This window comes from Marinicellulosiphila megalodicopiae, from assembly GCF_045862395.1.
In the GTDB taxonomy this organism is placed as follows: domain Bacteria; phylum Pseudomonadota; class Gammaproteobacteria; order Pseudomonadales; family Natronospirillaceae; genus Marinicellulosiphila; species Marinicellulosiphila megalodicopiae.
On the sequence record NZ_AP023087.1, the window covers coordinates 1,002,766 to 1,022,187 of the forward strand.

At 37.2% G+C, this 19,422-nt stretch carries 22 protein-coding genes and 4 tRNA genes; 6 read left to right on the forward strand and 20 right to left on the reverse strand.

The annotated features are described in order from the left end of the window. Positions 1-54: 54 nt before the first annotated feature. The 7 genes from TYM08_RS04180 to lolB all read right to left on the reverse strand — a co-directional run bounded on the left by TYM08_RS04180 (position 55) and on the right by lolB (position 4,494). Entirely contained in the window at positions 55-507 is a 453-nt protein-coding gene (locus TYM08_RS04180) for a copper chaperone PCu(A)C (RefSeq protein ID WP_422381715.1), read from the reverse strand. Positions 508-539: 32 nt separating this feature from the next. Continuing rightward, a complete protein-coding gene (gene pth / locus TYM08_RS04185; RefSeq protein WP_422381716.1) occupies positions 540-1,118 on the reverse strand; it encodes an aminoacyl-tRNA hydrolase in 579 nt (192 codons plus the stop codon). Between the two features lie 61 nt (positions 1,119-1,179). After that, on the reverse strand, positions 1,180-1,776 hold the full coding sequence (locus TYM08_RS04190; RefSeq protein ID WP_422381717.1) for a 50S ribosomal protein L25/general stress protein Ctc: 597 nt from the start codon (positions 1,774-1,776) through the stop codon (positions 1,180-1,182). Between the two features lie 156 nt (positions 1,777-1,932). Next, entirely contained in the window at positions 1,933-2,886 is a 954-nt protein-coding gene (locus tag TYM08_RS04195) for a ribose-phosphate pyrophosphokinase (RefSeq protein WP_422381718.1), read from the reverse strand. A gap of 19 nt (positions 2,887-2,905) precedes the next feature. Then, a tRNA-Gln gene (locus tag TYM08_RS04200) sits at positions 2,906-2,980 on the reverse strand. Beyond that, the gene (gene ispE, locus TYM08_RS04205; protein WP_422381719.1) at positions 2,981-3,865 is read right to left on the reverse strand and encodes a 4-(cytidine 5'-diphospho)-2-C-methyl-D-erythritol kinase; all 885 of its coding nucleotides are present in this window, start codon (positions 3,863-3,865) and stop codon (positions 2,981-2,983) included. Next, positions 3,865-4,494: a lipoprotein insertase outer membrane protein LolB gene (lolB, locus tag TYM08_RS04210; RefSeq protein ID WP_422381720.1), complete on the reverse strand. Its 630-nt coding sequence runs from the start codon at positions 4,492-4,494 to the stop codon at positions 3,865-3,867. Before lolB ends, ispE begins: the two co-directional genes overlap by 1 nt. An 83-nt stretch (positions 4,495-4,577) precedes the next feature. On the opposite strand from lolB, the gene ttcA reads away from it, so the two are divergent. Next, positions 4,578-5,567: a tRNA 2-thiocytidine(32) synthetase TtcA gene (ttcA, locus tag TYM08_RS04215; RefSeq protein ID WP_422381721.1), complete on the forward strand. Its 990-nt coding sequence runs from the start codon at positions 4,578-4,580 to the stop codon at positions 5,565-5,567. 32 nt (positions 5,568-5,599) lie between these two features. Here ttcA and TYM08_RS04220 read toward each other — a convergent pair whose 3' ends face one another. The 10 genes from TYM08_RS04220 to TYM08_RS04265 all read right to left on the reverse strand — a co-directional run bounded on the left by TYM08_RS04220 (position 5,600) and on the right by TYM08_RS04265 (position 12,267). Further along, a complete protein-coding gene (locus TYM08_RS04220; protein WP_422381722.1) occupies positions 5,600-6,607 on the reverse strand; it encodes a hypothetical protein in 1,008 nt (335 codons plus the stop codon). A 66-nt stretch (positions 6,608-6,673) separates the two neighbouring features. Beyond that, entirely contained in the window at positions 6,674-6,820 is a 147-nt protein-coding gene (locus tag TYM08_RS04225) for a hypothetical protein (RefSeq protein ID WP_422381723.1), read from the reverse strand. Between the two features lie 403 nt (positions 6,821-7,223). Continuing rightward, positions 7,224-8,447, reverse strand: coding sequence for an elongation factor Tu (gene tuf / locus TYM08_RS04230; RefSeq protein WP_422380500.1), 1,224 nt, complete (start codon positions 8,445-8,447; stop codon positions 7,224-7,226). Positions 8,448-8,511: 64 nt separating this feature from the next. Continuing rightward, positions 8,512-8,586, reverse strand: a tRNA-Thr gene (locus tag TYM08_RS04235). A 13-nt stretch (positions 8,587-8,599) separates the two neighbouring features. Beyond that, positions 8,600-8,673: transfer RNA gene (locus tag TYM08_RS04240), tRNA-Gly, on the reverse strand. A 16-nt stretch (positions 8,674-8,689) separates the two neighbouring features. Beyond that, positions 8,690-8,773: transfer RNA gene (locus TYM08_RS04245), tRNA-Tyr, on the reverse strand. A 172-nt stretch (positions 8,774-8,945) separates the two neighbouring features. Next, on the reverse strand, positions 8,946-9,632 hold the full coding sequence (locus TYM08_RS04250) for a hypothetical protein (RefSeq protein ID WP_422381724.1): 687 nt from the start codon (positions 9,630-9,632) through the stop codon (positions 8,946-8,948). Beyond that, the gene (locus TYM08_RS04255; protein WP_422381725.1) at positions 9,629-10,351 is read right to left on the reverse strand and encodes a type III pantothenate kinase; all 723 of its coding nucleotides are present in this window, start codon (positions 10,349-10,351) and stop codon (positions 9,629-9,631) included. Before TYM08_RS04255 ends, TYM08_RS04250 begins: the two co-directional genes overlap by 4 nt. After that, positions 10,344-11,312 carry a biotin--[acetyl-CoA-carboxylase] ligase gene (locus TYM08_RS04260; protein WP_422381726.1) on the reverse strand — a complete coding sequence of 323 codons (969 nt, stop codon included), beginning with the start codon at positions 11,310-11,312 and terminating at the stop codon, positions 10,344-10,346. Before TYM08_RS04260 ends, TYM08_RS04255 begins: the two co-directional genes overlap by 8 nt. A gap of 160 nt (positions 11,313-11,472) precedes the next feature. Next, positions 11,473-12,267, reverse strand: coding sequence for a sterol desaturase family protein (locus TYM08_RS04265; protein ID WP_422381727.1), 795 nt, complete (start codon positions 12,265-12,267; stop codon positions 11,473-11,475). Positions 12,268-12,485: 218 nt separating this feature from the next. Here TYM08_RS04265 and yeiP point away from each other — a divergent pair, with 218 nt between their 5' ends. Both yeiP and TYM08_RS04275 read left to right on the forward strand, forming a co-directional pair. Then, positions 12,486-13,055 (forward strand): elongation factor P-like protein EfpL, encoded by a 570-nt coding sequence (gene yeiP, locus TYM08_RS04270; protein ID WP_422381728.1) that lies wholly within the window; start codon positions 12,486-12,488, stop codon positions 13,053-13,055. Between the two features lie 126 nt (positions 13,056-13,181). Continuing rightward, a complete protein-coding gene (locus TYM08_RS04275) occupies positions 13,182-13,859 on the forward strand; it encodes a phosphoglycolate phosphatase (protein ID WP_422381729.1) in 678 nt (225 codons plus the stop codon). 53 nt (positions 13,860-13,912) lie between these two features. Here the strand turns inward: TYM08_RS04275 and chrA are convergent, their stop codons facing one another. After that, entirely contained in the window at positions 13,913-15,106 is a 1,194-nt protein-coding gene (chrA, locus tag TYM08_RS04280; RefSeq protein WP_422381730.1) for a chromate efflux transporter, read from the reverse strand. 230 nt (positions 15,107-15,336) lie between these two features. Between chrA and TYM08_RS04285 the strand changes: the two genes are divergently transcribed. Continuing rightward, positions 15,337-16,674 carry a diguanylate cyclase gene (locus TYM08_RS04285; protein WP_422381731.1) on the forward strand — a complete coding sequence of 446 codons (1,338 nt, stop codon included), beginning with the start codon at positions 15,337-15,339 and terminating at the stop codon, positions 16,672-16,674. A 19-nt stretch (positions 16,675-16,693) separates the two neighbouring features. Here TYM08_RS04285 and ampE read toward each other — a convergent pair whose 3' ends face one another. Next, positions 16,694-17,521, reverse strand: coding sequence for a regulatory signaling modulator protein AmpE (gene ampE / locus TYM08_RS04290; protein ID WP_422381732.1), 828 nt, complete (start codon positions 17,519-17,521; stop codon positions 16,694-16,696). A 164-nt stretch (positions 17,522-17,685) separates the two neighbouring features. Here ampE and nadC point away from each other — a divergent pair, with 164 nt between their 5' ends. Then, positions 17,686-18,549 (forward strand): carboxylating nicotinate-nucleotide diphosphorylase, encoded by an 864-nt coding sequence (gene nadC, locus TYM08_RS04295; protein ID WP_422381733.1) that lies wholly within the window; start codon positions 17,686-17,688, stop codon positions 18,547-18,549. A 50-nt stretch (positions 18,550-18,599) separates the two neighbouring features. Continuing rightward, the gene (locus tag TYM08_RS04300; RefSeq protein WP_422381734.1) at positions 18,600-18,902 is read left to right on the forward strand and encodes a hypothetical protein; all 303 of its coding nucleotides are present in this window, start codon (positions 18,600-18,602) and stop codon (positions 18,900-18,902) included. Positions 18,903-18,939: 37 nt separating this feature from the next. Here TYM08_RS04300 and TYM08_RS04305 read toward each other — a convergent pair whose 3' ends face one another. Beyond that, positions 18,940-19,422, reverse strand: a complete 483-nt coding sequence (locus TYM08_RS04305; protein ID WP_422381735.1) for a c-type cytochrome — start codon at positions 19,420-19,422, stop codon at positions 18,940-18,942.

Sequence of the window (19,422 nt, forward strand, 5' to 3'; positions counted from 1 at the left end):
AAGGTAAGTGGAGTGTTCCAACTTACCTTTTTTTTTGGATCGCATATATATCGCTTAATGTTTCATCGAATGAGTTGATGTCATGTTTTGGACAGTCGCCTCAAATGTTGTCGTCTGATTATTATCTAGCGTTAAAGTGATTAAAACTTTGTCGTTTTCAATTAGCGAATCTTTAATGCCCATTACCATAATGTGAAATGACCCAGATTTAAATTGTTGCTCAGAATTTGATTTAATTTTTATATTATCGACAGGGTGCATATGCATCATATTGTTTTTCATGCTGACATTATGAATTTCTAATTTTGCATTTAATGGGCTGGAAGCAGATAGGATTTGTATGTCTTGGTCACTTTGATTTTTGAAAGTAAAAAATACGGCGCTATTTGTGCCTGCTCCGGCTGGTAACCTCATAACTGCATTTTCAATTACGTAGGGCTGCTTAGAGCAAGAATGAATCAAAAAGATGCTTAACATTAAAGTGATAATTAAACTGAAATTTTTCATAGGTGGCTTCGTTATTATTAATTAAAAAATTATTATTTTTGATGCAAAATATTCATGGCTTCTTGCCACTGTGCTCTTGCAATATATTCATCGAGTTTGATCGCTTTGTTTATGGCGTCTTCTATTAATTCAAAATCCGCAGGGGCTGCTTTTTTTAAAACGTAGTTTGCCACTTCTTTTGCGTTTCCTGGGTGGCCTATTCCTAATCTTAGGCGGTGAAAGTCTTTGCTGTTGCCTAGGCATTTTATAATGTCGCGAAGTCCGTTGTGTCCACCATGTCCTCCAGAAAATTTAATTTTGGCAATGCCTGGGTCTAGATCTAATTCATCGTGTGCAACCAAAATTTCTTCAGGTTCAATTTTATAAAAATTGGCCAATGTGGAAACGGACTTTCCAGATAAATTCATAAAGGTTTGCGGTTTTAACAACCAAACTGGGCAAATACCAATTTGAATTTTGCACAGCAATGCTGAATATTTTGTATCCAATGCAAATGAGCCGTTATGTTTGCGGGCCAACTCATCCACAAAGTCAAACCCAGCATTGTGGCGGGTATGTTCATATTGATTGCCTGGATTACCAAGGCCAACGATCATTTTTATAAAAGGCATTATGTTTCCCCATAAAAAAAGGGTCAATTAAGACCCTTTGATTTAATTAGCTAAATATTGCTTATTCAGCAGCTGCGCCACCACGAGCAACAGAAATACTAGCAATTGCGCCGTTGTGATCTTCACCTAATAATAAATCTTTGCTCTGTACGCCTTCAGGCATAACGATGTCAGAAATATGTAAAACAGTACCAGCTTGAACTTTTAACATATCAACTGTTAAAGAAGCAGGTAAGTCTTTAGCTTGGCAAGTGATCAATACTTCAGATACAACGTGAGTGATTTTACCACCACCGATTTTAACACCAACACAAGCCGTTTCGTTTGTGAAGTGTAAAGGAACGCGTTTAGAAACAACGGTAGTTGGTTCAACTCGTAAAAAGTCAGCGTGCATGATTAAATCTTTTGCAGGGTGACGTTGTAAGTCAACTAAGATTACATCTTGTTTTGTGCCTTCGATATCTAAAGTAATTACAGACGAATAAAAAGCTTCGTTTAAAAGCGCTTTATTGATATCTTTTTGTACTAAAGTAATGCTTTGTGGTGCAGTTTCGCCACCGTATACGATAGCGGCAGTTTGACCAGCGTGACGCAGGCGGCGGCTCGCACCTTTGCCCTGATGTTCACGTTTAGTTACGTTCAAAAATAATTCAGACATGCTGTCTTCTCCAAAAATGATGACCTTTGCGACCAAGGCCATCTAATAGTGTTTAACCTTAATTGATTAAACATTGATTCAGTGTGTAATTTAATACCCACCAATAAACAAAAAAATCTGAGCCTTGTTAAAGACTCAGATTTTATTTTAACTTTTTTAAAAGAATAACGCGCTGATGGATTCTTCGTTATTTACTCGGCGCATGGATTCTGCCAAAACATCGCTAATAGATAATTGGCGAATGTTAGGGCAAGCTTCCGCTTCTTTTGAAAGAGCAATCGTATCAGTTACCACTAATTCTAATTGCGCTTTTGAAATACGTTCAATTGCAGGACCCGATAAAACAGGGTGAGTCGCATAAGCTACGACTTTCTTAGCACCAAATTTAATTAATGCTTCTGCAGCGTGACAAAGTGTGCCCGCGGTGTCGACCATGTCATCAACCAGAATACATGTTTTGCCTTCAACGTCACCGATGATGTGCATCACTTCTGATGTATTTGCTTTTGCGCGACGTTTATCAATAATCGCAAGGTCAGCTTCATCTAATTGCTTAGCAATGGCACGCGCACGTACAACACCACCCACATCAGGTGAAACAATAATAAGGTTTTCGTAGTTTTGACGCTGGATGTCGTCTAACAAAATTGGCGAACCGTAAATGTTATCTACAGGAATCGAGAAGAAACCTTGAATTTGATCGGCATGTAAGTCGATCGTTAAGATGCGGTCAAAACCAACAACCGTCATTTGGTCAGCGACAACTTTCGCGGAAATAGGCACACGAGCGGAGCGAGGACGACGATCTTGGCGAGCATAACCATAATAAGGAACAACAGCAGTAATACGACCAGCAGATGCACGACGTAACGCATCACAGAATAATAATAATTCCATTAAGTTGTCGTTGGTTGGTGCGCAAGTAGATTGAATGACAAACACATCCGCTCCACGAACATTTTCGTTGATCTCAACAGCAATTTCACCATCGCTGAATTTATTGATTGAGGCATCACCTAACGGCAAACCTAGGCGTTGTACAACTTTTTCAGCCAATTTAGGGTTGGCACTGCCCGAGAAGACCATCATAGAGGATTTACCTTTTTTCATATAATTCACAATTACAAAATGGCTGGGATGGCAGGATTCGAACCTGCGGTACACTGGATCAAAACCAGATGCCTTACCGCTTGGCTACATCCCATTATGCGTTGTTAGTATTGTTCCATTTTTTAAGTTCAATATGTGTATTAGACATATTTACACCCTTGGCAACCCAAGCTTGTAAAGACTTAGGTAATTGTGCAAAAGCTTGCTTGGCGTCTGATTCATGTTCAAATGTGATAAACACACATGCTCCTGTACCAGTTAGCCTTGGCGATCCGAATTTTTCGAGTAAATTAAATACTTCGTCAACTTCAGGATATAGCTTTCGAACAAGCGGCTCGCAATCATTATGAAATTCTTGCAAACAGGCCGTTTCAAATGGGTGGCGAATTCTGAGGTAAGTCGTGTCTCTTGTCAATTCCTTAGAGGTAAAAATTTTCATAGTACTGACATGTGCATCGGGTTTTACGATTAAAAAAAAGCGTTGATCTAGATTTACTTGAGAAAGTTTTTCGCCGATTCCTTCGGCAAATGACGTGTGTCCTCTTACAAAAACAGGTACATCGGCGCCTAATTTTTTTCCAATGTTGGCAAGTTCATCAATACTTAAACCTAGATTCCATAGGCTGTTTAAGCCAAGTAGTGTTGTGGCTGCATCGGAACTGCCTCCTCCTACTCCTCCGCCAATAGGGAGGTTTTTTTCTAATGTTATATGTGTACCAAAATGATTGTTGGTATAAGTATTTAGCGCTTTGGCTGCTTGAACAATTAAATTATCTTCATTTTGAATATTGTAATTATTTGTATCAGAAACAGTTAAGGAAATTTCATCGGCTATTTCAAAATGCAATATGTCAGCGATATCCACTAATTGAAATAAAGTTTGCAGCTCGTGATAACCATCAGGGCGTTGAGAGTTAATATGTAAAAATAAATTTAACTTAGCAGGGGCGCTTAAAGTAAGTTGTGTTGGCTTTGTCATTAATAAAACGTCCAGTTTTCAATAAATACAGTTGCCGATTGAGTGCCATCTGACAATTTTATTTTATTTGGCATGTTGTAGGTTTTACGATCTGTGTATTTGCTCATGATAATTTGCCAGCCGAATTGCTCAAAAGATGTCGTTTTTGGCTCGCTAGTAGCTGTTTTAACAGTGATGATAGTATCTGGTTGTGCTTCGCCTTTAATCCAGTATGAGAATGCTTCGATAGGAAGTGGTAATGGGCTGAATTGCTCCCAAAGAGAGGGTAATGATTCGGCGCTTTCATTGACTTTGGATGATTCGATCGATGCACTGCCATCAGGATTTACTCGAATGATATGCGTTCCAAGACCAAATGTGCCGGAAAAATCTAATTTTAAACGCTCACCAGATTGAATCCAGATCATATTGATTTTTTCAGCTGACCCATCGCTTAAACGAACCGATAAGCGGCCTTCCATTTTCCAGTAGTGCTCTTGATTTATGTCAACAGTATCAGTTAGCGAAAAGTCATTATTTTTAGTTTGTGGAGTACTGCAGCTAACCATTAATAAAAGCGAGATAATAGTCATTAATAAATGTGAAATATAGGTTGAAATATAAGTGTGTGCGTTGGATTTGGTTTTCATCTTGATCCTCAAATTACAAAAGCAAATTTACAATAAAGTGTGGTTATGCTAAAAAGCGCGCAAATACTATTTTTGGCATCACCATGACTGAACGCTTATCTAAAAAAGATCAAATAAACATGAATAAATTACGCAAACGTTTGCGCCGTGAAACAGGTCGCGCGATTGTCGATTACAATATGATCGAAGAAGGCGACAAAGTCATGGTGTGCCTATCTGGCGGAAAAGATTCCTATACCATGCTGGCTATTCTAAATGATTTACAGCGCTCAGCTCCAGTTAACTTTGAGTTGATTGCGGTAAATCTTGATCAAAAACAGCCAGGTTACCCTGAGCATATTTTGCCAGAATACTTAAAAAGCATAAACCAGCCGTATCATATTATTGAGCGTGATACTTACAGCGTTGTAAAGGACACTGTGCCCGAAGGTAAAACAACCTGTGGTATTTGTTCGCGATTACGCAGATCAACGCTGTATGCCATAGCAAATGAGATTGGTGCCACTAAAATTGCACTGGGTCATCATCGTGACGACATCATCGAAACATTATTCTTAAATATGTTTAACGGCGGTAAACTCAAAGCAATGCCACCTAAGTTACGCTCTGACAGCGGAAGAAACGTTTTGATCCGTCCGTTGGCGTATTGTAAAGAAAAAGACATCGAACAATACTCAATTGCCAAAAAATTCCCGATCATTCCGTGTAACTTATGCGGCACACAAGAAGGTTTACAGCGTCAAAGTATCAAAGCCATGATCAAACAATGGGATAAAGATTATCCGGGCAGAAGTGATGTGATTTTCAAATCCATTCAAAACGTGTCACCCAGTCAATTGGCCGATGGCGAGTTGTTTGACTTTAAATCGTTGGCGGTGAATGCCATTGCCACAGCACCTGAGCAAAATCATGCGTTAAGTCCACTTGCGAATATTAAGCTTAATTCTTGGGTGCCAGAGCTTGAAGGCGAATCTGAGGAAGTTGAAGAGATTGTTGAGGATTGGTCGGCGAGTTCTGCAGATGAGGTTAATTCAGTTGTGGGCAAGTCTAAGGTTCAGGTTTTTGAACCTTAGATGTTGGTTGTATTTTATTCGATATCACTAAGTTAAATTGAGCAGTTAGCGTCCCAGTTTTTTTGGAAATTGGAGTGTTTATTTTCAATTAATAGGGTGTTTGAAAATCCATAATAGAAGTGTGTTTTAGTGTGGGATGATTGGTCTTCAATTGTTCCGCACATGGATTTAAGTTCTTGTTGTCCGTATAAATTATAATTTGCTATTTTATGATTGGGTTTAATTTTTAATATTTTCTGTTCTATTTTACGTACTAAAATTTCTTCGCTACTGATTTGATTGGTGCAGTGCCTTTCCCATGATTCATTATTCGATGTATCGCCGCTCTCTATTTCGTCATGAATAATTAGCTCCTTTGTAAATGGGTCAGTCATGACTTTGATTCCTGAGTGGGTTGTGGCGCAAACTAATCGTTGGCCTGCAAATCCTGAATTATAAATTTGAGCTGTTTTGAATTCTATATTCTCATCTTGTAATTCAACTTGTAGGCGTCGTTCTATTTTGAGTATATCTAATTGATATCTGTGTTTATATTCTCCCTTAATTGGTTTGCAGTCTTGAGTTTTATTAATAATAAATCTTAAAATATCTTTGCGAATTAGGTTCTGTTTTTTGCTGGATGGATCTAGGTGGTCAATTCCTAATGATTCGTGTTGACTGAATTTTTTAGTTTCTAGTTCTGTGTGCGTCGCGCAATTTGGGTGGCTGTCGTTGCAAAATGTTAGTAATTCTGAATTTTGAATTATTTTATTCACACTTGAATAGTCTTTGCAATAATCGATATTTTTTTTAGTACAGGATTCATGTATTTCATAGATATAGTCTGAATTATTTTCTGGCTTGATATAAAGAGTGAGTTCTCTAAGATTGCCGCTTGCTTTGATGGTTAGATTGTTTTCAATATCTGACCAGGTTGAGCTGATGTTGCAGTCATTAATTTCAATGGTAATTTCATTATCTTTAATTTGGTAATTGAAAAATTCAGCGTAACTAGTGACTGGAATTATAAGTAAAAATAGTAATGATAATCGAGTGGTCATAATAAAATGCTTATTCTTTTAGGGCTTGTATTTAGAGTGTGTATTTAGATTTTGAATTTATTTAAATCATTGGCAAAAAATATCATCAATCACAACTGAGTTGTATTCAATAATGGTCGTGTTTTCAATATCTCCTGACACGGAGTAAATTCCTGCGTCATCTTGCTCTAAGGTTAAATTAAGTGTTTTAGTATCACCTAGCGTTAAGTTCACAATAAAAGCGCATTGCGAGTCTTCAATTGCAGGTGTTTGCGACAGTAAAAATAAATTATCTTCGTTTGCAGAGGCTAGGCGTTTTGTGGTTTTTCCATATAGAGCATTGGCTTACGACCCCATTCCCCGAGCAGTCACTAAATATATTGGCGTGTTGTAGAGATGTTTGTCCAGTTTTTAATTGGTTGGTTAAAATGACTGTATCGATAGGGTTGTATTCGGAAGCGTAAGTTGTGGATGCGCAGGCGCTTAAAAATATATAAATTGTGGGTAAAGGGGTTTTCATTAGGGGTCATTGTTATTAAGGGTTGGAGATGAAAAATGATGAAGAAGCTTAAATTCAGATCAAAAAAAAGACCGCTAAAAAGCGGTCTTAATATTAGTGTTTAACTAAGTCATCGAATTACGCGATGATTTTAGCAACAACACCAGCGCCAACAGTACGGCCACCTTCACGGATAGCGAAACGTAAGTTGTCTTCCATCGCGATTGGTTGAATTAATTCAACATCCATCTTGATGTTATCACCAGGCATTACCATTTCAACGCCTTCAGGTAATGTACAAGCACCTGTTACGTCAGTTGTACGGAAGTAGAACTGTGGACGGTAACCTTTGAAGAAAGGAGTATGACGACCACCTTCGTCTTTCGACAAGATGTATACTTCTGCTTCGAAAGTTGTATGCGGAGTAACAGTACCAGGATGAACTAGACACTGACCACGTTCGATATCTTCACGTTTAGTACCACGTAATAAAACACCAACGTTCTCGCCTGCACGACCTTCGTCAAGCAATTTACGGAACATTTCAACACCAGTACAAGTAGACTTAGTAGTTTCTTTGATACCAACGATATCAACTTCTTCACCCACTTTAACGATACCACGTTCAACACGACCAGTTACAACCGTACCACGACCAGAGATTGAGAAAACATCTTCAATTGGTAATAGGAAAGGTTGGTCAATGGCACGAACAGGTTCTGGAATGTAAGAATCCAAAGTTTCAACTAATGTTTTAACAGCAGTTGTACCCATTTCGTTATCGTCACGGCCTTCAAGAGCCATTAAAGCAGAACCAGCGATGATTGGTGTGTCGTCACCAGGGAATTCGTACATGTCTAATAATTCACGTAATTCCATTTCAACTAATTCTAACATTTCATTGTATTCTTCAGAACCTGCTCCACCGCAATCTTCTGCAAGTAAATCCGCTTTGTTTAAGAATACTACGATGTATGGAACACCAACTTGACGTGATAAAAGGATGTGTTCACGAGTCTGTGGCATAGGGCCATCAGTTGCGCCACATACTAAGATAGCGCCATCCATTTGAGCAGCACCAGTGATCATGTTTTTAACGTAATCGGCGTGACCTGGGCAATCTACGTGTGCGTAGTGACGAATAGGTGAATCGTATTCAACGTGAGAAGTTGAAATAGTGATACCACGCTCACGTTCTTCAGGTGCGTTATCGATACCGTCGAATGCAACGGCAGCGCCGCCCCATACTTCAGAACATACACGAGTTAATGCAGCAGTTAATGTAGTTTTACCGTGATCGACGTGACCAATAGTACCAACGTTAACGTGCGGTTTGTTTCTTTCAAAATTAGCTTTAGCCATGGGAGCTCGCCTTAAAAATTAAAAATAATAAATTAAAAAACGCAGGCTAACCCTGCATGATGTTTGGTGCTCACGATGCGATTTGAACGCATGACCTCTTCATTACCAATGAAGTGCTCTACCACTGAGCTACGCGAGCGATTGTTCGATTATGGAGCGGGTAGCGAGAATCGAACTCGCCTATTCAGCTTGGAAGGCTGACGTTCTACCAATGAACTATACCCGCGGAAATCTTCAAAAAATGGTGGAGGGGGGTGGATTTGAACCACCGAAGCTTGCGCGTCAGATTTACAGTCTGATCCCTTTGGCCACTCGGGAACCCCTCCAAATTTGGATGCGAATCTTGCCAACTTTAATTATTGTAGTCAACCTTTTTTACAATAATTTTTTTACTACTAGCAGATTCTTTTGGAATCAACGGTATGTGTCGTTTTACTGACTGGCCATTGCCCGTTGAGTGAGGCGCATTATACGTAGTTTTCCTTTTGAATCAATACCTTAGCAATCTTTTTTTGATTTTTTTATTGTGCTGCTACTTTTTAAAAGCTCATTCCACACATTATTATCGAGTTTGGTACTGCTATGTGAGGGTAAATCAAAGAAATAAAGTGTTTTAAATATTTTGCGTTCTTCTAATCTTGAGTCGAACCCTTTTTTGTTTATTCGTTCAACTTCGCCTTTAGCATTGCTTAAACCACTATATAAACCCAATGAAATAGCGCCAGTGTAGGGTTCATTTGCACGAATATAATAATCAATGGATTCTTTCTTTAAGTTGCTGACTTCCAGTTTGGTTCGATTAGTTGAAGAAAAAGGGCCAATTAAAATCCAATATTCTGTTTTAATTAATGACTCCAGTTCGCGTACGCTATGGGTTATTTGATTTTTATTTAAAATTGATTGGATGCTTGTTACTGTTTCTGGTTCGATAATTTGGCTGATTTCAATACAAAAAGTAGCAGGTTTGACTGGTTGTGCTTGAATCGCGGGTTTTGCAGCTTCAATAGGCTTAATCGAAGCGGTGGTTGGTTTTTGTTGGGTTGTCGATTGGGGGGAGTACGCTAAGTTTGAAAGCGTTGCTTGAGTGCTTTTCACTGTTTTGTTTTTAGCATCCGTTTTGGTGCTGAAATAAAAAGCGGCAAATACGATGTTTGCAGCAATGAGTATATAAGCAATAAGTTTCATAATAACCTTGTGGATAATTTGGTTAGGGTTTGCATGATTAAATCTGGAATAATATGTATGGATGTATCCATATTGGCAAATTGATTAGCGTTGCCGCCACATATTATTAAATTGTCTACTTTATATTCTTTTACAATGGCCAATACAAGTCCTTGGTTCATAAATGCGAGGCCTGTTTGCATGCAATTGTATGAGTCTTTGCCAATTTTAATGGCTCGATCGACATTTAATTTGGGTAATTGTTGTGCAGTAAAAAGCGAATTAAGCATTAATTGATTGCCTGCTATGATCATTCCGCCTTTGTGTGTTTGATTATTTATCAGTTCGACTGTTGTCGCGGTGCCTGCATTAATTACTGCAAGATTTGGAGATTCAAATAATAATCGAGCGCCAAGAGAGGCCAGTAATCGATCGATGCCTAATTGGTTTGGATCTATATATTCAGTATTAAAACCAAAATGTTGTTTTATAAGTTGGTGATTAATTTCTATGACTTTTTCAAACTGTGTTAGTAATAATGTTAAAGAATGGTGGGATGCCACTTTGGTTAAAATTGCCCGACACTTATTAAATATGTTTTTATTTGATTCAATAAATTCACTTGTTAGCAGTGGCCAATATAAAACAATCGAACGTACCGTGCGCTCCCCATGTAATTCTCGAAGTTTAATGCGCGTGTTACCGGCATCAATGATCCAAACAGATGATTGATCATTCACCGGTTGTATCCTTTAAACGAATAGATACTTCGCCGCCAGTTAATTCTCGTGGACTGGATTCGCCTTGTATTTGAACTAATAAGTTTCCAGCAGCATTTATACCCGATGCAACCCCATAGTAGCTTGGTTTTTGATCATTACCTGCCAATACATTTACAGTCATTGATTTTAATGCATCAAATTCATGCCAATTTGAAAAGTCAGCGTGAGGGTTAAGTAAACATTGTCCGCAAGCGTCTAATAATTCAGCAGCAATGATATTTCGATCTATTTCCTTGCCTAAAAGTTGATAAAAAGAAGTCCAAGGTTGGTCGACTTCATCCAATGCATTTGAAACATTCACATTCAAACCCAGTCCAAAAACAATTTTAAAACTGCCATCAGAGAGAACTTTAATGTCTACTAAAATCCCCCCGATTTTATGTTTGTTTACCCATAAATCATTTGGCCATTTTACTTGAATATTAGGGATGTAGTTTTGCAAAACTTCAGCAACCTTTAAGCCGGTTTGAATGCTTAAACTACTATGATCAGTGGATAATTCTTTGCAAACAGTGCTCATAGACATATAAATATTTTTTGCAATTGGGCTTACCCACGTTTTGCCGCGCCGACCTCGGCCTGAGCTTTGATGTTCTGTTAGTAATGCATTTAATTGACCAGTTTGTTTTTGTTGCAAAAGCACGCTGTTGGTTGAACTTTCAGAAAGACTGACATTTAAAGTGTCTAATTTTACCTGCTTCATTTGTTTTAGAATTTTTGACGAATTTAACCAAATAATATTTTGCGCTAACTTATACCCGCGACCATTAACAGCTATTACATCAATGCCTAATTTTCGTAACTTATCCACAGACTTCCATACCATGGCTTTGGTGACTTGGCATTCTAAACCGATCACCTCTCCACTTTTAAATGTTATGTGGGAAAGTTGTTTTAAAACGCGGTAATGAGAATGCATAAAATCGACACAGAAAAAAGAATGAATTTAAGCATAATCTGAGTTTGAAGTCAGTAATTGCAATACCTTTTAAACTTAATAGTGAGATGAAATGCGTTTAAAATTACGAGAAAAGAAATCTTAGGCAACTAAAATGTGACATTTGAGTTGCCATTTAGGGTTAAAGTTTGGAAGTGATATTAGAAGCAGCTGTTTGTATTGTGTATTGATTAGTAGCTTCATAAAAACGTGCTTCATAGTAAGGGGCTTCTGTTTTACAAATTTTATCCCACCAATTAAAGTGCAACCCAAAATTATATTTAAACCGATCATGGTGTATGTCGTGATGCGTTACGGGTGTAATAAATTTTAATGGACTGTTAAGCCACCAATTTGGGTACAGTTCAAAACCACTGTGGCCTACTGCATTTCTAACCATTAAAATATTCAAATACACAATTAATGCTTCTACATGCATCGGAACAAATTGCAAAGCGATAGTAAAAAACAATGCCTGAATAAACGCTTCAGGTAACGAAAATGAATAAGAGGTAAAAGGTGTAGGTGTGCGTGATTTATGATGCACCGTGTGGGTGTATTTATAGATTTTTTTATGATGAATAGCTCTATGTGTCCAGTAAAAATAGGTATCGTGAGTGATCGCTAAAGCTATGACTTGTAAGATAAAAGCGTAAACAGAAATTGATTGTTCGCTTGCAATCACCGATGCTGGCGTACCATATACAAAAATAAAGGCAGTTCCTAATACAGAGAACACAATAGTTGAGTTAAATGAGTGTAATATTTCAAATTTACGTTGGTGTTTTGTCGGGTAATTTTTTTGGATTTTACGTTTGATTAATTGTTTGGATAATAGAATCAATAAAAAGCTGATGCTTAAAGTCCCCCAAATATAGCGTATTAAATCCAGAGTAATAATTTCAATGAAAGTATCAATAATATTTTGAATCGACATAAAAAGTCCTAATGAGTCTGTAACACTTGGAGTTAGATAATATATCATTTAATTAGCGCCACCAAGATCAAAGAGCAAGGATGCATGAACAAAGTACACACTCAAATGATCATTTGAATACAAAATCACAAAATGGAAGCGTTATTATCATTGTGTTGCTTTCCAAACACGAAGCTCAAGCATATAATGCGCTGCATTAATTTAAGGGGAAGCTAAAAATGCCTAAAGCAAGTGAAATCAAAAAAAATATGGCCGTTGAGATGAACGGTGAAGCTTATATTGTAAGAGATATTGAGCGCAGCGTACCTCAAGGTCGTGCAGGTGGTAGTTTGTATCGTATGCGTATGTATTCAGTTGCAACCAATCAGAAAATCGATGATACATTTAAAGATTCTGACATGATTGCATTGGCGGATTTAGAGAGACGTGAAGTGACGTTCTCTTATATCGATGGCGAAGAATATGTATTTATGGACAGTCAAGATTACACGGCTTATAACTTACACAAAGATGCATTGGGCGATCAATTGCTTTTCGTTTCAGAAGATACAAAAGGGCTTCAAGTGATGATAGTAAATGACGCTCCCGTTGCATTGGATTTACCTTCAACCGTTGAGTTGGTAATTACAGAAACTGACCCGTCATTAAAAGGTGGCTCGGCTACTGCTAGAACAAAACCTGCAATTTTAACGACAGGTTTGACTGTTCAAGTACCTGAACATATTTCTATTGGTGATAAAATTAAAATCAACGTTGAAGATCGTAAATTCACAGGTCGTTGTAACTAAGATTTTTTAAATTTAATTCCGGCGTTCTGTCGGAATTAAATATTACAGTCAGCCTACAAAATTTCTGCACCGCAACACCGCAACAAATAAACCTCTCTTAAATATTCCCATCAATTAGAACCTTCCATGATAAATACCCTAGTCCAGCCCAAACCCAAAGCGATATTTTTTGATTTAGACGGCACATTAGTCGATAGCTCGTATGACATTTACCAAGCCATTAGCAAAATGTTAATTGATTTAAAACTCAAAGCAGTCACGCTAGAGCAAGTTCAAAGTTGGATAGGAAATGGCTCACGAAAATTAGTACAACGCACCTTGGCTTTTAGTTTAGAAAAAACAGAACAAGAAATTGAAGTGCAAATGGAAAATGCAATGGTATTTTTTAATCAACATTATGCGCAGTGCAGCGGTCACTCTACAAAATTATACGAAGGTGTCTTTGATGTATTAACTATATTAAAACAACAAAACATAAAAATGTGCGTCATCACAAATAAACCCAAACAATTTACACCCACTGTTTTAAAGTCTATGAAAATAGATGTTTTTTTTGAATTAGTAATAAGTGGCGACACGCTTAAAGTTAAAAAACCCGATCCCGCACCATTAAATTATGCAATAGACTTTTTTAACTTAACGGCTCAAGACGTGATAATGGTGGGAGATTCAAGCAGTGATATTGATGCGGCAAATGCTGCGAATATCAAATCTGTATGTGTCACCTATGGTTATAACCATGGTAATGATCCAAGGTTGCTGCCGGCGACCAAACATATTGATTCATTTAATGAGTTGATTTAAATCAATCGATTTAGGGGGAAGGAGTCAAAAATATTGAGTCTCTTTTAAATTTTTTAAATCAATGCAAAACCCATGCTTGCCAACACACAAAATCCCACAATCTCTAAAACCGAACGTTTAAAATAATTCAATAAAACCAATCCTATCAAACCAATTAAAATATCAAACCAAGAAACGATCGCGTGGGTAATTATTGGGTCATAAAACGTAGCAGCCAGTAAACCTATCACCGCTGCATTTATACCTGTCATAATTTTAGTTGCGTTTGGATGGTTTGATAATGTATTCCAAAAGGGCAATGCAGCAGCCACTAATAAAAAACCCGGTAAAAAAATAAATAAAACCGCGAACAATGCATTCATTATTGAAGGCGTTTGCTCAGGCATTGCTAGCCCTAAATAAGCGGCAAATGAAAACATAGGGCCAGGCATCGCTTGAGACGCACCGTAACCTGAAATAAACGTTTGTTGTGAAATTAATTCAGTGGCTACTAATTCGTTTTCTAATAAAGGCAATACCACATGGCCACCGCCAAAAACCAGTGCACCTGTTTTGTAAAATATTTGAAACAATAAAATCAAGTCTTGTTTTAATGACGGTATAAAACATAAAGACAATAATCCAAAAAACACAATTAACAATATGGCGCTGAGTTTTTTGCCGTATTGAAGTTTAAAGGTTTGTCCTATTTGTATCTGTGTTGGTTTACAAAAATAAAAACCCACAACCCCCGCAAAAAGAATAGTGAGTATTTGTGCATAACTTTGATTAAACACAATTAATATCGTAAGGGATAAAAGTGCAATGCAAATAGTGGCTGCATCCACGCACATCTTTTTTGACATACCAATAATAGCATCGGCTACCACCACTAAAGCGACCAGCGTGAGTCCATGAATCATACTTTGGCTGATGGATTCAGGTATGTGGGGTAATAGCCAAACAAAACCAATCAACAAACACACCGAGGGAAGAGTGAAGGCGATAAATGCTGAAATTCCCCCAAGCCAACTTGCACGCAATAAACCTAACGCAAACCCCAGCTGGCTGCTTGCGGGCCCTGGCAGTACTTGGCAAATAGCAACCAATTGTGCAAATTCTGATTCAGATACCCATTTTTGTTTTTCGACCAACTGTTTTCGAAAATAGCCAATATGGGCAACTGGGCCGCCAAAAGAGGTGAGGCCAAGCTTCAAAAAAGTAATAAATACATATAAAAAGGGCGCTAGTGTGTTTTTGTGTTGCATGGATAGAATTCAACAATATAAAACAGGTAGTGTACCTAAAAATTATGTCAGTTTGGATGGGCCTGACAAACATATGGGCTCATTTATCCTATTTATTTCTAGCAGAATACATAAAATAACAATAATAAAAGTAAAGGTGGATCGTTACGTCTAGAGTTAAAGATACAGATAGATAAAATAAGTGAGAGTACCAAAAAAGCGAACTTGGTTGGTTTTTTTGTGAATTATATATGAAGATATTAATCATTGAATATTCAAAAACATTTGCGCATTTACTGCAAAAAACCCTACGCACCATTGGGATGGAATTTGAATATTACTCCAACACAAAACAAGGATTAGAACGTTGTAAACAGGTTAAATTCAGTGCAATCACTATATCCCATGAAAACTCAAAAAATTATCAAGTATTTGCAAAAAACATCAAAGAGCTACCTCATTATAATCATTGCCCAATCTATCTTTTTACATCGCAATTTAGTCAAGATCTATTAATAGAAGCATTTAATGCAAATATTACTGAAGTCTTTGCAAAGCAGAATTTTTTATCGATTATTCATAGTTTAAAGCGTTCAGCATTACTTGAAAATATAGCCTCTCAAGCAAAAATTCTTTATGTGGATGATTCATTAGCTCAATCTTCTAACACGATTTTGCAATTACAACAAATCGGTTATCAAGTAAAACATGTTTCTAATGCCAGTAATGCAATTGATTTAATCGAGCATAATCAATTTGATTTAGCCATAGTAGATTTGATTTTGGATAAAGGGGATTCTGGATTAAGTGTTGTGAAATATATTCGTGCATTAAGTGATGATATTCAGCAGCAAATGCCTGTGATTGTGTTGACCAACGACGCAGATAAAGCACGATTATTAGATGTGTTCTTGATCGGTGGAAACGATTATATGATTAAACCTGTGCATTTTGACGAGTTAAACTTACGTATACGTAGCTTAATTATGCATTATCGTGAATATCGAGAAACCAAACTTGAAAACAATAAATTAGAAAAAATTGCTTTAACTGATGAATTAAGCAATTTATACAACCGTCATGGATTTAACGAAACGTCTCGTCATACCTTTGATTACGCCAGTCGAAAAAAGCTGCCCATTGCATTTATGTTAATAGATATCGATTTATTTAAAGAGATTAATGATAATTTTGGTCATCAAATAGGAGATGAAATAATTGCAGCGGTAGGTAGTGTGTTAAATAGTTGTTTACGCCAACAAGATATTGCAGCTCGCTGGGGGGGAGATGAATTTTTGGTGTTTTTTAGTGATTGTGATGAACAAAATGCTAGAACAGTGGCTCAAAGAATTCAGCATAAATTTAATTTGAAAACTGCTAAGTATCAATGCAGCTGTTCAATTGGATTGGTGGCATTAGATCAAATTAATCAACGAGAGTTTAGCCAGTTATATGATTTGGCAGATCAGGCGTTATACGAGGCAAAAGAGCGAGGGCGTAACCAAGTCGTGATGCACGATTTATCTGGAAATATCACAATGATTTCTAATGGACCTTCGATTACCGGATCAAATAATTTGATGCAGTAATCGAAGTAAATGTCGCTTATTAAAATAAATCCCCAAATAAACTGATTAGTGCTATTAAAACGATCCATACAATTAAACTACGTTGCAGTAATTTTATAATTTGTAGAGACAGTTCATCAGGTTCAATCATCTCACCTAAAGCAGCATTGGCGTACTCTTGTAAAATTTTTCTGGATGGCATTTGTATATCTAATAAATCTTTAAACCAAACATTAATGCAGCGAACAAAGTCCCCAACTAAAGCAAAGGTTAGGCCTGTCAATCGTACGGGAATCCACGCAAGAGCATGGCGTAGGTTCAAAGCAATTAAAGGAGCACATGGAGCGGTTTTAATAAATAAATTTAAACATAAAATTAATACAACCGCAGATGGGTGACCTAATAAAACGACATACCAAAAAAAGCATAAAAATAACGAATTAAATTGAAGGCCAATGATTCCACGATTAACCGCATCATATAAATTAGGATCATTTTGATTGTGTTTTTCTGGGTCTAGACCTAAATGATGTGTGGCCACGTCAAAGGCCTGTTTGTCATTTCCATTTTTGCGTAATGCAATAAAGTCCTCAAGATGTTTTTGATAGTTATTGCCAGCAAATGCGACAATCAAAAGCACTAAACTTGCACTGTAAATGAATATGTCTTGGGGGAATAAGGTTAAAATACCGATTGAAATTAAAGTGGGTAATATGACACCAATAAACAGTGCAACCAAACCATTTGCCTGTTTCATTGAGTGAATTTTAAGCAACACGGGTTGTGCTATCGGTAAAATAATACGCTGTGGGTTAAAATGTGAAAAACGAAACACCGCAAATGCGATGGCTAAAATGACCAAAATCATTGAGGATTCCTCGGTTAAAAATTGGAAAAAACACACGTTACCACAATTTAAAAAAATATGACCCCTCACAAACTAGGTAATTGTGCTTTTTTATGAAAAAGTGACGCGCAAGGCCTTCTTCAAGTATAATTGCGCGCAATTTTAACAGATAGAATGAACTATATATGCAAACTTCGAGTTTAAAGCTACCAGCAGATTTACCTTATTTATCATTATTAACCCAGCATATTAAAAAGAATGTTGAATTTGCTTTAGAAGAAGATATTCAATCTGGCGATATTACTGCTGAATTAATCGAAGCCGATTCAATCTCAAATGCTCGTGTGATTACTCGTGAGCACGCTGTAATTTGTGGGGTTGCTTGGGTGGATGAAACCTTTAAGCAATTTGATGACACCGTTAAATTAAACTGGTTTGTAAAAGATGGCGACAAAGTCGAACCAAATCAAACCTTGTTAGAATTGTCAGGCAATTCACGTTCAATATTAACCGCAGAACGCACCGCCCTTAACTTTTTGCAGCTATTAAGTGCAACGGCAACCTTGGCCAATCAATTCACTCAAGCCATTTCCAATAAAAACATCACCATTTTAGACACTCGTAAAACCATACCGGGTTTACGCATGGGGCAAAAGTACGCGGCATTAGTGGGTGGATGTGGCAATCATCGCATTGGTTTATACGATATGTTTTTAATCAAAGAAAATCATATCGCCGCTTGTGGTGGTATTGAACAAGCGATCAATAAAGCGCGCAGTTTGTATCCAGATAAAAAAATTGAAATTGAAGTCGAAAACGAAAAAGAATTAGAGCGTGCATTAGCCTGTGCACCAGATGTTATTATGTTAGATAACTTTCAGTTAAAAAGTAATTTAGCCATTGACCGAACTCGAACAAAGTTAGAATCTTCAGGTAATATTACATTAGAGACACTAGCGACATTTAATGAAGATGTTGATTTTGTATCATCAGGTCAAATAACTAAAAACGTGACGGCTATAGATTTAAGTTTACGGTTAATTGATTAAACTAGGCGTAGTTAATGTGTAGTTAATTAGTTTTAAATAAAGAGGTTAATATGAAGAAAATGCTATTAGGCAGTGCAATGAGTGTATTGATGTTGGCAAGTTGCGATGGTGGTATTACGTATTCGTCATGTAAAGTTAAAACTGATAGTGATGTGGCTAATTTTTTCATCCCAGGTGGCGAATATTGTTATGATGTGGATGGCGGCGGATTTCTTCTAAAAAGTGATGCAGAGCAATGGTGCGAAGAGCAATTACCAAGTGCTTTAGAAAACCTTAATGGCACGACTGAAGTTGAATTGGTGTATGAACTTTCAAGAGAATCGTGCTCAGCATCATCAGACGAAGAAGAATAAAAAAAACCATCCATTTTTAAAAATGGATGGGTAACAATTAATGGTGCATGCCACCTTTATTTGCCCATTGATGATAAACCTCATCACTCCATTTGCTTTGAAAAAACGCAATGGTTTCTATAATTTTCTCATCACTTAATACCTTTCCCCATGCAGGCATATTACCGCCTAAGCTTGCCGTGCCATTTTTAATAGTGGAATGTATTTGATCTAATGGATGATGCCAAGTATGCCCGTTACCATTTAATGGCGGGGGTGGAAATACACCTGACGGACTAGACTCTTTCCAATTTTCAGAGCCACTTGCGTCTTTTTTATGGCAACTTGCGCAAATTTGTTCAAAGGTTTTTTGACCGTTTACAACTTGCTCGCCAGTATACCAACGATTTGTGTCGGGTTGAGTTATTGATGAATCAGGTAACATTGTTGTGTCGCTGTGAGCTTGCATGTCGTCTTTTTTATCAGAACAAGCACTTAACGCTAATAATGCAGTAAATGTTAAAACCAAACTTTTTTTCAT

Coding starts and splice junctions, on each gene's coding strand:
- tuf (WP_422380500.1), bottom strand. CDS start 8,447: ATGGCTAAAGCTAATTTTGAAAGAAACAAACCGCACGTTAACGTTGGT.
- ttcA (WP_422381721.1), top strand. CDS start 4,578: ATGACTGAACGCTTATCTAAAAAAGATCAAATAAACATGAATAAATTA.
- TYM08_RS04300 (WP_422381734.1), top strand. CDS start 18,600: ATGAAGAAAATGCTATTAGGCAGTGCAATGAGTGTATTGATGTTGGCA.
- TYM08_RS04285 (WP_422381731.1), top strand. CDS start 15,337: ATGAAGATATTAATCATTGAATATTCAAAAACATTTGCGCATTTACTG.
- TYM08_RS04260 (WP_422381726.1), bottom strand. CDS start 11,312: ATGCATTCTCATTACCGCGTTTTAAAACAACTTTCCCACATAACATTT.
- TYM08_RS04275 (WP_422381729.1), top strand. CDS start 13,182: ATGATAAATACCCTAGTCCAGCCCAAACCCAAAGCGATATTTTTTGAT.
- pth (WP_422381716.1), bottom strand. CDS start 1,118: ATGCCTTTTATAAAAATGATCGTTGGCCTTGGTAATCCAGGCAATCAA.
- ispE (WP_422381719.1), bottom strand. CDS start 3,865: ATGACAAAGCCAACACAACTTACTTTAAGCGCCCCTGCTAAGTTAAAT.
- TYM08_RS04180 (WP_422381715.1), bottom strand. CDS start 507: ATGAAAAATTTCAGTTTAATTATCACTTTAATGTTAAGCATCTTTTTG.
- yeiP (WP_422381728.1), top strand. CDS start 12,486: ATGCCTAAAGCAAGTGAAATCAAAAAAAATATGGCCGTTGAGATGAAC.
- chrA (WP_422381730.1), bottom strand. CDS start 15,106: ATGCAACACAAAAACACACTAGCGCCCTTTTTATATGTATTTATTACT.
- TYM08_RS04305 (WP_422381735.1), bottom strand. CDS start 19,422: ATGAAAAAAAGTTTGGTTTTAACATTTACTGCATTATTAGCGTTAAGT.
- TYM08_RS04190 (WP_422381717.1), bottom strand. CDS start 1,776: ATGTCTGAATTATTTTTGAACGTAACTAAACGTGAACATCAGGGCAAA.
- TYM08_RS04195 (WP_422381718.1), bottom strand. CDS start 2,886: ATGAAAAAAGGTAAATCCTCTATGATGGTCTTCTCGGGCAGTGCCAAC.
- TYM08_RS04250 (WP_422381724.1), bottom strand. CDS start 9,632: ATGAAACTTATTGCTTATATACTCATTGCTGCAAACATCGTATTTGCC.
- lolB (WP_422381720.1), bottom strand. CDS start 4,494: ATGAAAACCAAATCCAACGCACACACTTATATTTCAACCTATATTTCA.
- ampE (WP_422381732.1), bottom strand. CDS start 17,521: ATGATTTTGGTCATTTTAGCCATCGCATTTGCGGTGTTTCGTTTTTCA.
- TYM08_RS04265 (WP_422381727.1), bottom strand. CDS start 12,267: ATGTCGATTCAAAATATTATTGATACTTTCATTGAAATTATTACTCTG.
- nadC (WP_422381733.1), top strand. CDS start 17,686: ATGCAAACTTCGAGTTTAAAGCTACCAGCAGATTTACCTTATTTATCA.
- TYM08_RS04220 (WP_422381722.1), bottom strand. CDS start 6,607: ATGACCACTCGATTATCATTACTATTTTTACTTATAATTCCAGTCACT.